Source organism: Hymenobacter coccineus (genome assembly GCF_001816125.1).
Taxonomy (GTDB): domain Bacteria; phylum Bacteroidota; class Bacteroidia; order Cytophagales; family Hymenobacteraceae; genus Hymenobacter; species Hymenobacter coccineus.
Window position 1 is genome coordinate 1 of the sequence record NZ_MDZA01000061.1, and the last position, 11,775, is coordinate 11,775.

At 65.6% G+C, this 11,775-nt stretch carries 13 protein-coding genes; 7 read left to right on the forward strand and 6 right to left on the reverse strand.

Annotation, left to right across the window (positions count from 1 at the left end; genetic code table 11):
- Window positions 1-142 precede the first annotated feature (142 nt).
- A complete protein-coding gene (locus BEN49_RS04905; protein ID WP_070741570.1) occupies window positions 143-862 on the forward strand; it encodes a dienelactone hydrolase family protein in 720 nt (239 codons plus the stop codon).
- A 108-nt stretch (window positions 863-970) separates the two neighbouring features.
- Here the strand turns inward: BEN49_RS04905 and BEN49_RS04910 are convergent, their stop codons facing one another.
- A complete protein-coding gene (locus BEN49_RS04910; RefSeq protein WP_070741573.1) occupies window positions 971-1,603 on the reverse strand; it encodes a hypothetical protein in 633 nt (210 codons plus the stop codon).
- 132 nt (window positions 1,604-1,735) lie between these two features.
- Between BEN49_RS04910 and BEN49_RS04915 the strand changes: the two genes are divergently transcribed.
- From BEN49_RS04915 to BEN49_RS04920, 4 genes are all read left to right on the forward strand, one after another.
- A complete protein-coding gene (locus tag BEN49_RS04915) occupies window positions 1,736-2,524 on the forward strand; it encodes an NIPSNAP family protein (protein WP_070741575.1) in 789 nt (262 codons plus the stop codon).
- A gap of 302 nt (window positions 2,525-2,826) precedes the next feature.
- Window positions 2,827-2,937 carry a twin-arginine translocation signal domain-containing protein gene (locus tag BEN49_RS30405; RefSeq protein ID WP_094123108.1) on the forward strand — a complete coding sequence of 37 codons (111 nt, stop codon included), beginning with the start codon at window positions 2,827-2,829 and terminating at the stop codon, window positions 2,935-2,937.
- Window positions 2,930-3,196, forward strand: a complete 267-nt coding sequence (locus BEN49_RS30410; RefSeq protein WP_317040392.1) for a hypothetical protein — start codon at window positions 2,930-2,932, stop codon at window positions 3,194-3,196. Before BEN49_RS30405 ends, BEN49_RS30410 begins: the two co-directional genes overlap by 8 nt.
- Window positions 3,150-3,767, forward strand: a complete 618-nt coding sequence (locus BEN49_RS04920) for a sugar phosphate isomerase/epimerase family protein (RefSeq protein ID WP_317040393.1) — start codon at window positions 3,150-3,152, stop codon at window positions 3,765-3,767. The genes BEN49_RS30410 and BEN49_RS04920 overlap by 47 nt, the downstream gene beginning before the upstream one ends.
- 15 nt (window positions 3,768-3,782) lie before the next feature.
- Here BEN49_RS04920 and BEN49_RS04925 read toward each other — a convergent pair whose 3' ends face one another.
- The 4 genes from BEN49_RS04925 to BEN49_RS04940 form a co-directional block, all read right to left on the reverse strand.
- Window positions 3,783-5,495: a M28 family metallopeptidase gene (locus BEN49_RS04925; RefSeq protein WP_070741578.1), complete on the reverse strand. Its 1,713-nt coding sequence runs from the start codon at window positions 5,493-5,495 to the stop codon at window positions 3,783-3,785.
- A gap of 84 nt (window positions 5,496-5,579) precedes the next feature.
- Window positions 5,580-6,170, reverse strand: a complete 591-nt coding sequence (locus BEN49_RS04930; protein ID WP_070741581.1) for a TMEM175 family protein — start codon at window positions 6,168-6,170, stop codon at window positions 5,580-5,582.
- Window positions 6,171-6,303: 133 nt separating this feature from the next.
- Window positions 6,304-8,565, reverse strand: coding sequence for a catalase/peroxidase HPI (katG, locus tag BEN49_RS04935; RefSeq protein WP_438831773.1), 2,262 nt, complete (start codon window positions 8,563-8,565; stop codon window positions 6,304-6,306).
- A 642-nt stretch (window positions 8,566-9,207) separates the two neighbouring features.
- Window positions 9,208-9,600: a hypothetical protein gene (locus tag BEN49_RS04940; protein ID WP_070741584.1), complete on the reverse strand. Its 393-nt coding sequence runs from the start codon at window positions 9,598-9,600 to the stop codon at window positions 9,208-9,210.
- Window positions 9,601-9,998: 398 nt separating this feature from the next.
- Here BEN49_RS04940 and BEN49_RS04945 point away from each other — a divergent pair, with 398 nt between their 5' ends.
- Window positions 9,999-10,583, forward strand: a complete 585-nt coding sequence (locus BEN49_RS04945) for a BLUF domain-containing protein (protein WP_070741586.1) — start codon at window positions 9,999-10,001, stop codon at window positions 10,581-10,583.
- Window positions 10,584-10,613: 30 nt separating this feature from the next.
- Here the strand turns inward: BEN49_RS04945 and BEN49_RS04950 are convergent, their stop codons facing one another.
- Entirely contained in the window at window positions 10,614-11,435 is an 822-nt protein-coding gene (locus BEN49_RS04950) for an alpha/beta fold hydrolase (RefSeq protein WP_070741590.1), read from the reverse strand.
- Window positions 11,436-11,550: 115 nt separating this feature from the next.
- Here BEN49_RS04950 and BEN49_RS28635 point away from each other — a divergent pair.
- Window positions 11,551-11,775, forward strand: a 225-nt coding sequence (locus BEN49_RS28635; protein WP_070741593.1) for a hypothetical protein, incomplete at its 3' end; no start/stop codon positions are given.

Here is an 11,775-nt window from a genome sequence, read left to right on the forward strand (position 1 = left end):
CGCCGCGCAGCGGCAGGCCGCGGGCGGAGCGGCCGACTAAGCCGCCGGCCGGTGGGGCCCCGGGCAATTCCCGCCGCGTTGCGGGTGCTTGCGTATGCCCTTACTTAGCGCCATTCGCTTCCCCTCCCAATCACCAAATTCTATGAGTACTTCCCAAACCTTCTCGCTATCCGTCGGCGACGGCACCACGATGCAGGCCTACGCCGCCCAGCCCGCCGCGGCCAACGGCGCGGTGCCCGGCATCATTCTGTTGCAGGAAGCCTTCGGGGTGAACCACCACATCCGCAGCGTGGCCGACCGGCTGGCGCAGGCCGGCTACGCCGTGGTGGCGCCCGAGCTGTTTCACCGCACGGCCGCCCCGGGCCTGGAAATCGCCTACAACGATTTCCCCAGCGCCATGCCGCACTACTTCGCCATCAACAACGACGACCTGACGGCCGACCTGCAGGCGGCCCACGCTTGGCTCACGAGCCAACCCGGCGTGGTGGCCGACAAAATCGGCAGCATCGGCTTTTGCCTGGGTGGGCGCGTGTCCTTCCTGGCCAATGCTGTGCTGCCGCTGGCGGCTGGCGTGTCGTACTACGGCGGCGGCACCGAGCAAATCAAGGACCGCGCCGCCGACCTGCACGCCCCGCACCTGTTCTTCTGGGGTGGGCTCGATGCGCACATCTCGAAGGAGAACATTGCCGAGGTCATCGAGGCAGTAGATGCAGCCAAGAAGCCCTACATCAACACCGTCATCTCCGACGCCGACCACGGCTTCCACTGCGACGAGCGCCCCAGCTACAACGCCGCCGCCGCCCACGAGGCCTGGGCCCTCACGCTGGCCTTTTTCGCCGATAAGTTCAAGGCGACGAAGTAAGACGCCACCCGATATTTACAGCTGGGCGTACCCGCCAGAGCCCCAACAGAACGTCCTGCCGCAACCGCGGCAGGACGTTCTGTTTTTGCGGAATCCTGCACCGGACTTCTACTGGGGCCCCAGCAGGGGCTTGGCGGCGAGGAAGCGGTCGATGAGCCGCTCGGGGTGCTGCTCATCGAATTCGGCCAGGCCCAGCACGAACGCCGGCTCGGGCTGCACGAAGCGCAAGGCCTCGTTCACGGCGGCGCGGTAGGCGCGGAAGCGTTCGGGCTCGGCGGCGGCAGCGGCGGCTTCGGTGTCCCAGCGCAGGGCCCCGGGGCCCCGGCGCACCAGCAGCGGCAGCACGAACGGGATGTAGCGGCTAAATACCGGGTTCTCGGTGCTGGTCAGCCGCGTGTCGGGCCACAGGTGGAAATCGGCGAACGAGGCCGGCGGGGCCACCACGTAGCGTGCCTGCTCTTCGGCCAGGGCCCCAAACAGCGCGGCCCGGCCCGGCTGGGCGTAGAGCTGGGCAAAGGCCGCGTACCACACCGTGACGCCAGCCGGGCTCACGAGCTGGTAGGGATGGAAGGTGCTGCCGACGCCCACGCCGCCGTGGGGCCCCACCACCAAGTCGTAGAGCTGGCCGAACCGGGCCACGTCGGCCGCCTGGCGGTAGGGGTTGTCGGTGAGGCCGTAGAGGCAAAAGCAGGCAAAATCGGCGAGGGACGGCGGGGCGGGGGGAGTGGTAGAATCGGGCACGGCAGGGGCAAGGGAGAAAAGCGCGCCGGGCCACGGCCCGGCGGCACCCGCAAATTTCGGCCGCCGCCGGCTTTTCTCGCGCGGCCGGTGCTAAATTTCAGCCGTCCAACTTGCACAAATCCCATCCAAACCATGAAAAAACTTCTGCTTCTACCGTTGGCTACGGCCCTTTGCGGCGCACTGGCCGGGGCCCACGCGGGGCCCCCGGCCGCCGCGCCGCGCCCGGCCTACTTCGCCCTCAAAGTGTACCACCTCAAGAGTAGCCGCCAGGAAGCGCTCGTCGACAGCTTTTTGCAGCACCAGTACGTGCCGGCGCTGCACGCGGCGGGCATCCCCGCCATCGGCGTGTTCAAGCCGGTGGGCAACGACACGGCCGCCGACCGGCGCGTGTACGTGTTCACGCCCTACGCTTCGATGAAGCAGTGGGAGCAGGTAGACAAGGGCGTGGCGGCCAAGCTGGTGGCGGCCGGCGGCGGCTACGAAAACGCAGTTTACACTAATCCCGCGTACGGCCGGCAGGAAAATATTTTCATCAAGGCCTTTGATGAAATGACCGCCCTGAACGCCCCCCGCCTCGACGCGCCCAAAGCCGAGCGGGTGTACGAACTGCGCAGCTACGAGGGCGCCAGCGAGAAAATCTTCCGCAACAAGGTGCAGATGTTCAACGCCGGCGGCGAAATCAAGCTCTTCGACCGGCTCGGCTTCAACGGTATTTTCTACGGCGAAGTCCTGTTCGGGCCCAAAATGCCGAACCTGATGTACATGACCTCCTTCAAAAACATGCCCGACCGCGAGGCGCACTGGAAAGCCTTCGGCGCCGACCCCGAGTGGAAGCGGCTCTCCGGCCTGCCCGAGTACCAGAACAACGTGGCCCACATTGACATCACGTTTTTGCGGCCGGCCAATTATTCAGATTTGTAATATTAGTGGCGGTCTGAAACGAGGTGGTCCGGCGACTTTTTCAGTCGTCGGGCCACTCTGATAGTGCTCCGGGGCCCCTGTTTTTGGTAAGAGTGACCCGGCGAAGCCCTTCGGGCAATTCGCCGGACCACCCCCGCTTTAGTCCACCATCAAAATACGTCGTGCTGAGCTTGTTGAAGCATCTTTTTCTGCTGAGTAATTATTTACTTGTGCGGGAAAGATGCTTCACTGCGTAGACGCCAGATGAGCATGACGTTCTTAGTTCTTCCACCTTTCCCACCCCACCTAAACCCGCCTCGCCCGTGTCTGCTTCCCGTCGTGATTTCCTGAAAAATGCCGCCGCCCTGGTGGCCGCCGCCGCCGTGGCCCCGCAGGCCTTGGGCCCCAAAGCTTCCGGCCAAACCTTTGTTTGAAATTTCCCTGGCCGAGTGGTCGTTTCACAAGGCGCTGTTCAGCAATAAGATGAGCAACCTGGACTTTCCGGTCGTTGCCAAAAAGCAGTACGGTATCGGCGTGGTGGAGTACGTGAACCAGTTTTTCAAAGACAAGGCTGAGGACTCGAAATACCTGGCCGAGCTACTGTTGCGCTGCCGCGACAACGGCGTGAAAAACCACCTGATTATGATTGACGGCGAGGGCGAACTGGGGCCCCACCGAGGCCGAGCGCCTTAAGGCCGTCGAAAGCCACTACAAATGGGTGGACGCAGCCAAGTACCTGGGCTGCCCCACGGTGCGGGTAAACGCCTTCGGCAAGGGCACGGCTGCGGAAGTGCAAAAAGCCGCCGCCGACGGCCTGGCCCGCCTGGCCGAGTACGCCCAGAAGGCGGGCATCAACGTAATCGTGGAAAACCACGGCAGCTACACCTCCAACGGCGAGTGGCTGCTGGCCACCATCCGGCAGGTGGGCCGGCCCAACGTGGGCATCCTGCCCGACTTCGGCAACTTCTGCATCCGGCGCGACACCGGCGACCTCTACCGCGGCAAGTGCATCGAGGAGTACGACAAGTACAAAGCCGTGCGCGAGTGGATGCCGGTGGCCAAGGGCGTGAGCGCCAAAACGTTCGACTTCGACGCCAACGGCAACTGCGTGGAAACCGACTACTTCAAGATGTTCAAAATCATCAAGGATTCGGGCTTCCGCGGCTACGTGGGCATCGAGTACGAAGGCGAAGTGACCAGCGAGGAAGAGGGCGTGCGCAAAACCAAAGCCCTGCTGGAAAAGGTACTGAAAACGCTGGCCTAGGGCCCCGGCGGCGCGCTACTTGCCCGCCGCCCGCTCCCGAATGCCCTTGAACTCCGAGCCCGCCCGCCACTGCGGAAACGTGGTTTCGGCGGCCAGGCGCTGGCCCACGCGGAAGTAGAGCTGCGCGTCTTCGGCTACGCCGGCCAGGTCCCAGGCGGGGTCGAACTGGTCGGCGGGCTTGTGGTACATGCCGGTGGTGTAGGCCTGGCGCTGCTGGGCGATGTAAGCCTTGCCCTGAGCGCGGCTCTCGAAGCCGCCGCTGGCGTAGAGCGAGGGCACGCCCACGTGGGCGAAGCTGAAGTGGTCGGAGCGGTAGAACATGCCAGTTTCGGGCGTCTGGTCGGGCAGCAGGTAGCGCCCTTGCTCGCGGGCGGCGGCGCGGGCGTAATCTTCCAGCTCCGACTGCCCCGCGCCGATGACGGTGAGGTCCTTCATGCGGCCGTAGGGCCAGAGCATGTCCATATTGAGGTCGGCCACCGTCTTGGCCAGCGGGAACGGCGGGTGCTGGGCGTAGTAGGCCGAGCCCAGCAGGCCCTGCTCTTCGCCCGTCACGGCCAAAAACACGAGGCTGCGCGCGGGCTTAACGGGCGCTTCCTTAAACGCCTTGGCGATGCTCAGCAGCGCGGCCAGGCCGGTGCCGTCGTCCACGGCCCCGTTGTAAATGGAGTCGCCGACGATGGTTTTGCCCACGCCAAAGTGGTCCCAGTGGGCCGAGTAGACGATGTACTCGCCGGCGTTGGTGGTGCCGGGCAGCACGGCCAGCACGTTTTTGGAGGTCTGGCGCCGCAGCTTGTTGCGCAGGCTGGTGCTCATGGTAAGGCCCAGGGCCCGGGGCCGGAAGCCGCGCTGGTTGGCGGCGGCATAAAGGGCAGCGTAGTTCTGGCCGGCGGCCGTGAACAGGCGCTTGGCGGCGTCGAGCGTCAGCCAGCCCTCGAGGGCGCACTTGCTGGCGCCGTGGTCGGCCGTTTGGGGGCGCAGCTTGGGCCCCACGGCCCCGCTCAGCACCACGCTCCAGGGGTAGGCGGCGGGCTTGGTGTCGTGCACAATGAGCAGGCCGGCGGCGCCGTGGCGGGCCGCTTCTTCATACTTGTAGGTCCAGCGGCCGTAGTAGGTCATGGCCCGGCCCTTGAACAGGGTGCTGTCGTTGCCCGCGTTGCCGGGGTCGTTCACGAGCACCACCACGGTTTTGCCCTTTACGTCGAGGCCGGCGTAATCGTCCCAGCCGTACTCAGGGGCCACCACGCCGTAGCCGGCAAACACGAGCGGCGAGTTCTTGACCGCCACCACCGGCTGCTCGCGCTGGGTAAAGAGCACGTAATCGGTCTTGTAGGCCAGGGTTAGGCTTTTGCCGGGCCCCGCAATTTGCATCGTCGGGGCCGGCGCGGCGGTAATCTCCACCATCGGCACCGGCTGGAAATAGCTGCCGTTGGGGCCCCCGGGCAGCAGCCCCAGCGCCTTGAACTGCGCCGCCAGGTAGGCCGTGATGCGTTCTTCGCCCGCCGTGAACGGCTTGCGGCCCAGCATCTCGTCGGCCGCCACCGTTTTCAGGTAGCCGCGGATGTCGGCCGCCTTAATGGCATCCGGCGGGGCGGCCGGGGCCCCCGGCGCAGCGGCGGCAACGGCCGTGGCCTGGCTGGCCGCGTCGGGTTTGGATTGGCAGCCCGTGGCAAAGGCGAGGGCAAGCAGCAGGGCCGGCAGCGGCCGGGTGGCGAGAAGTTTTGAAGGCATGGGCGGGGCGTGGGGCCCAAAAACGGGGCCCCCGGCGGGCTCAAGGTACTGGGTATCCCCGGGATGGGGCCCCAGCCGGGGCCGCTAGCCCGGTTTCTCGGGGGCCAACGTGCGCTCGATGCGGCGGTCGGGCACCAGCCACATCAGGGCCACAAACACGTAGCAGGTCCCCGCCAGCCAGGGCAGCCAGAAGCTGCTGGCTATGCCCACCAGGTAGAGCACCGGCGAGAGCTTGCCCTTCCCGTCGCGCCCCACGGCGCGGGCCAGCGCCGATTCGGGCCCGCCGTTCACGGCAATGATGCAGTTTTGCAGAATAAAATAGGCTACCGCCGAACCCATCAGCATGCCGCCGTACACGGCCAGCGTGGCCGGCGCAAAGTGGTTTTCGCCCATCCAGCCGGTGGCAAAGGGTATCAGCGAGAGCCAGAACAACAGGTGCAGGTTGGCCCACAGCACGCCGCCGCTCACCTGCCGCGTTCCGCTGAGCAGGTGGTGGTGGTTATTCCAGTAAATGCCCACGTACACAAAACTCAGCACGTAGCTCAGAAACACGGGCAGCAGCGGCCGCAGCGCCGCCAAGTCGGCCCCGTGCGGCACCTTCAGCTCCAACACCATGATGGTGAGGATGATGGCGAGCACGCCGTCGCTGAACGCTTCGAGGCGGCCTTTTTGCATGGGATGGGGAAGGAGGTAGGTGGTCCGACAGCACCGTTGCCAGCCGTGGAAATGCCGCTAAGATAAGCCCATAAAAAAACGCCACCCCGTTGCCAGGGCGGCGTTTTTTCAACATAATTAACAAGTTGCAGCCTTATGCTTTGGCCAGGTCGAAGCGGTCGGCGTCCATCACTTTGGCCCAGGCGGCCACGAAGTCGCGCACGAACTTGGGGCCGGCGTTATTGGTGCCGTACACTTCGGAGATGGCGCGCAGCTCCGAGTTCGAGCCGAAAATCAGGTCGACGCGGGTGCCGGTCCACTTCACCACGTTGGTTTTGCGGTCGCGGCCTTCAAACAGCTGGTCGGCCTCCGAGGTGGCTTTCCAGGTGGTGCCCAGGTCGAGCAGGTTCAGGAAGTAGTCGTTGCTGAGCGTGCCGGGGCGGTCGGTGAACACGCCGTGGTTCGAGTGGTCGAAGTTGGTATCGAGCACGCGCAGGCCGCCAATCAGCACCGTCATTTCGGGAGCCGAAAGGGTCAGCAGCTGCGCCCGGTCGATGAGCATGGCCTCAGCCGACGCTTCGTGGTTGGCGCCCAGGTAGTTGCGGAAGCCATCGGCGTGCGGCTCCAGTGCCTCAAACGACTGCACGTCGGTCTGGGCGTGGGTGGCGTCGGTGCGGCCGGGGTGGAAGGGCACCTGCACCTCGTAGCCGCCGTCTTTGGCGGCCTGCTCGATGGCCGCCGCGCCGCCCAGCACAATGAGGTCGGCCAGCGATACTTGCTTACCGCCCGCGTTGCCGTTGAACTCCTTCTGAATGCCGGTCAGCACGTCGAGCACCTTGCTCAGCTCGGCGGGGTTGTTGGCATCCCAGTACTTCTGGGGAGCCAGTTGAATGCGGGCGCCGTTGGCCCCGCCGCGCTTGTCGGAGCCGCGGAACGTGGAGGCCGACGCCCAGGCCGTGCGGATGAGCTGCGCGCCCGTGAGGCCGCAGGCCAACAGCCGGTCTTTCAGCGTGTTGATGTCCTGCTCGTCAATCGGCGCGTAGTCGGCGGCGGGCAGCGGGTCTTGCCAGATGAGCACTTCGGCGGGCACGTCGGCCCCCACGTAGCGCGACAGGGGCCCCATGTCGCGGTGCGTGAGCTTGTACCAAGCGCGGCTGAAGGCATCGGCAAACTCCTCGGGGTTTTCGTGGAAGCGGCGCGAGATTTTCTCGTAAATCGGGTCTTCGCGCAGGGCGATGTCCGAGGTCAGCATGAACGGCTGGTGCGTGATGCTGGGGTCGTGGGCATCGGGGATGGTGCCCGCGCCGCCGTTGTTTTTGGGCCGCCACTGATGGGCCCCGGCGGGGCTCTTGGTCAGCTCCCACTCGTAGCCAAACAGGTTGTTGAAGTAGCCGTTGCCCCACTTGGCGGGGGTAGCGGTCCAGGCGCCTTCGAGGCCGCTGGTGATGGTGTGTACGCCGTGGCCGGTGCCAAACGAGTTTTTCCAGCCCTTGCCCTGCTCGGCGATGCCGGCCGCAGCGGGCTCGTGCTCAATGTATTGGGCGGGGTCGGCGGCGCCGTGGGTTTTGCCGAAGGTGTGGCCGCCGGCAATCAGGGCCACGGTTTCCTCGTCGTTCATGGCCATGCGGCCGAAGGTTTCGCGGATGTCGCGGGCCGAGCCCAGCGGGTTGGGGTTGCCGTTGGGGCCCTCCGGGTTCACGTAAATCAGGCCCATCTGCACGGCGGCCAGCGGGTTTTCGAGCTGGCGGTCGCCGGTGTAGCGCTTGTCGCCGAGCCACTCGCGCTCCGAGCCCCAGTAGATTTCGTCCATCGGCTCCCACACGTCGGCGCGGCCCCCCGAGTAGCCAAACGGCTGCAAGCCCATCGACTCCAGGGCGCAGTTGCCGGCCAGAATCATGAGGTCGGCCCAGGAAATCTGCTCGCCGTACTTCTGCTTAATCGGCCACAGCAGGAGGCGGGCCTTGTCGAGGTTGGCGTTGTCGGGCCAGCTGTTGAGCGGCGCAAAGCGCTGCATGCCCGCCCCCGCGCCCCCGCGGCCGTCGGCAATGCGGTAGGTGCCGGCGCTGTGCCAGGCCATGCGGATAAAGAACGGCCCGTAGTGGCCATAGTCGGCCGGCCACCAGTCCTGCGAGGTGGTCATCAGCTCAAACAGGTCCTGCTTCACGGCGTTCAGGTCGAGCTTCTTGAACTCCTCCACGTAGTTGAAGTCGGCCCCCATGGGATTGGCCTGGGGCGCGTGCTGGCGCAGAATGTTGAGGCGCAGCATGTTGGGCCACCAGTCGCGGTCGCGGGTGCCGCCACCGGCCGTCTGCTGGGCCTGCCCCGCCAAAAACGGGCACTTGGCCGCCGACTCGTCGTTCATAAAATGCTCGGTGGTGTTGCCGGCGGGCGGGTGTTGGTTGTGGTCTTCAGCCATTGGTAAGGAAGGTTGGGATGAATTAGAATTTAGATTTCAGGAGCTAACCCCTGGTTAGGTACTGGTTTACAGCAAATTGATTCGCTGGGGCCCCTTGCTGACAGCTACGGTACCCGGGGCTTGCGGTAGGGCCCCGGCCAGGCGGTAGCAGGCCATCGGTGGGGGCACACCGGCTTCGGCCGTAGCCGGCGCGAAAAAAGCCTGGGTAACTGCCGGAATCCGAGTTGCTGGATGGGTTTTGGCCGTCACCCCGGAGTTGTCCGCACGCGCGGGCGAAGTGCCGGTAACTGCTGCGGGTGGCAGACCATGCCCGCGCTGCTACCGGCCGGGTGGCCGTTTGAGGCTGCTGCCATCGCTGAGAAAAGGAGGTTGGTGGTACACGAGAACTACCACAAAGAACGGCTCAGGCGGGCAGAAGCAAAAATAGGATTATGTTATAGCGGGATAGGCTGCTACCCGGCATTTGTGCCCTACTGACATAATCAAGAGTTGTTTTTGCCAATTTAGTTCACCTGGCCCGCAATTTACTGGACGTACGTTTTCGAAATCCGGCCTGGGTTGCGCGGGCCCTGGGGCCCCGGGCGCGCCGGTTGCAAATAGTAGTAAACGGCTTGCCAGGGCCCCGGCAAGCCGTTCTGGGGCCTACGTCCAGTTGATAAAATCTGCCGCCGAGGGCAGGGGGGCGAACTCGGGCGGGAACGACAGCGCAAAGGCTTGGGTGGCGGCGGCCGGGCCCCCGTTGGCCCCGGTGCTCCGGCGCAGGGCGGTGTACAGCACCTTGGCCAGCTCTTGCTTGAGCGTGATGGCGGGCATGGGGGCCTGCGCTGCCCGCAGCAACAGGGCATGCAAGGCGGCATGCAGGGCGGGCGCGTTGGTGTGCGTGCTGGCCGAAAGCTGGCCGACCCGCGCCAGCGCCCGCTGAACGAGGGCCAGCACCTGCGCTTCGCCATCCGATGCCCACGCATCGGCCATGTGCACTTGGTGCAGCCACACTTGCATGTATTCAGCTAATAAAAGATCGTATAGGTCGGCCATAGAATAGGGTTTTCCGAGGTTTATCTAGTAAATAATATATAAGGGCAACGAGTTGATTTACAAGTTACAGCCGCCGGTAGCCAGGTACCAGGAGGCTGAGCAAAAATTAGCCCAACCGCTTGAATTGGCCGGTGAAAGGCACGGTGCGCTCGCCCAATTAAATAAGTTTGGTTTGGGGCGCGGCGGCGCCGGGCACGTAACCGGGTGCTGCCGCCGGCCCGCCGCTGCCGGGGCCCCGGGCAAGGGCCGCCGCGGGCCGGCCGGCCCAGCTTGTATTATGCCGTGTACCAGTTGGGTTGGGCCCGCAGGTAATCTATTAAGTATAAATTACGCTAAATCTCCGTATTTTTTGGGCTTTTGAAGCCGTTGTTGGCGCAGCACTTGCCGTAAATAAGCGCATGGACGACCTTTCAACTGAAGATGCACGCCGGCGTGCCATTGCGTGGGCCACGGCCCTGGCGGCCGGTACGTCTTTGGCTGCGCAACCGCACGAAGCCGAATTGCTGGAGCACTACGCCCGGGGGGAAATGACCCTGAACCAAGTGCTGGCGCGCCTCGAAACCCAGGTGCACCACGTGCTGTACCGCAGCCAGGCCGCGCACCCGTTTTCCGAGGACCAGCTGCTGGAATTGCTGGAGCAGGCGCGGGTGGGCAACGAGCAGCACAACCTAACGGGGCTGCTGTGCTACAGCCACGACGGCCACTTCGTGCAGGTGCTCGAAGGGGAGGAAATGGCCGTGCGCGAGATGTTTGCCCACATCCAGCGCGATGCGCGCCACCAGCGGGTGACGGTGCTGAGCGAGGCCGCCGGCCCGGCCCGGATGTTTGGCGACTGGCGCATGGCCTTCGCCCGGGTCGAAGCGACGGCGTTTCACTGGCTGATTGGCTACCTGGAGGCCCGCCGCCGCAACCTGTTGCTGCCGCACGTGCGCATCGACGACCCGCACCTGGTATCGTTGCTGGCCGCCTTTGGCGCGGCCTAAGCCGCGGCGGCCCGGGCGGCCTCCGGCGCGTTAGTGCGGGCGGGCAGGTACGGCCTTGGCCTGAAAAAATTCGTCGGCTTTGCGGTTGAACTCGTCGGCGTGCTCGACGAGGGTGCCGTGGCCGCTGTTGGGCACCACCCAGAGCCAGGCGCGCGGCAGGTGGCGGTAGATGGCCACGGTGTGCTCCAGGGTAATTACGTCGGCATCGCCGGCTACGATGAGCGCCGGGGCCCTAATCCGGCGCAGCGCCGCCAGCGGAATGTTGGGCTGGAACACGTCGAGCAAAAACACTTTCCAGGCGTTTTGCTCGGCCGGGGTGGGGCGCGGGCGGCCCCGGTTTTCGCGGTAGCTGCGCTGCTGCTCCAGCCAGAGGGCGGGCGTGAGGGCCGTGGAATCGGGCGCGAGGTTGGCCCCCGTGGCCACCAGGCGCCGCACCTTGGCCGGGTGGCGCAGGGCCAGCGCTAGGGCGTCGATGCCGCCGTCGCTCCAGCCGATGACGTTGGCCGAGTCGATGCGCAGGCTGGTGAGCAGGGCCGCGAAGTCGTCGGCCATCTGCTCGAAGCTCAGCGAGTCGGCCGCGTCCACGGAGCGGCCCTGGGCGCGGCTGTCCGCGGCAATCACCCGGTAGCGGCGGGCGAAGTAGGCGATGTTGTGCTGGAAGGAAGCGATGCTGCCGCCGTTGCCGTGCAGCAGCAGCAGGGGCGGGCCCGCGCCGTAGGTTTCGTAGTACAGCTTGATGCCGCGCACGGCATGGTAGTGGCCCGCGGCGGGGTTGCGGCCGTAGGGCACGGCCTGGCCCGCGGCCAGCTGCGCGCCCAGCAGCAGGGCAAAGAACAAAAGGTAGCGTTGCATAGAGCCGGGGCGCGGGCGTGGGGCCCCGCGCCGCCAAAGCTAAGCCACTGCCCGCCGGCGCCCTAGCGGCGCAAAATGCGCTATGTTTGCTCGCTCCACTTTTCCCCTTTGCGCCATGCTGTTCGCCATTCTGCTGCCCGGTATTTCGATGATTTTCCGGGGCCACTTCCTCAAGGGCCTCTTGTGCGGGGTGCTGCACGTCACGCTCATCGGCTGGATTCCGGCCGCCATCTGGGCCGTGGCCTCGTACAACCAAGACCTGGCCGAAAAGCGCCACCGCGAAACGCTGGCCGCCCTGGGGCCGGGGGCGCGCGCTAGGGGGGCGCGGCGCGGGCCAGCG

Excerpts from the sequence above, each read along its gene's own strand:
- BEN49_RS04905 (WP_070741570.1), top strand. The coding sequence starts at position 143 with ATGAGTACTTCCCAAACCTTCTCGCTATCCGTCGGCGACGGCACCACG.
- BEN49_RS04915 (WP_070741575.1), top strand. The coding sequence starts at position 1,736 with ATGAAAAAACTTCTGCTTCTACCGTTGGCTACGGCCCTTTGCGGCGCA.
- BEN49_RS04925 (WP_070741578.1), bottom strand. The coding sequence starts at position 5,495 with ATGCCTTCAAAACTTCTCGCCACCCGGCCGCTGCCGGCCCTGCTGCTT.
- BEN49_RS04930 (WP_070741581.1), bottom strand. The coding sequence starts at position 6,170 with ATGCAAAAAGGCCGCCTCGAAGCGTTCAGCGACGGCGTGCTCGCCATC.
- katG (WP_438831773.1), bottom strand. The coding sequence starts at position 8,565 with ATGGCTGAAGACCACAACCAACACCCGCCCGCCGGCAACACCACCGAG.
- BEN49_RS04940 (WP_070741584.1), bottom strand. The coding sequence starts at position 9,600 with ATGGCCGACCTATACGATCTTTTATTAGCTGAATACATGCAAGTGTGG.
- BEN49_RS04945 (WP_070741586.1), top strand. The coding sequence starts at position 9,999 with ATGGACGACCTTTCAACTGAAGATGCACGCCGGCGTGCCATTGCGTGG.
- BEN49_RS04950 (WP_070741590.1), bottom strand. The coding sequence starts at position 11,435 with ATGCAACGCTACCTTTTGTTCTTTGCCCTGCTGCTGGGCGCGCAGCTG.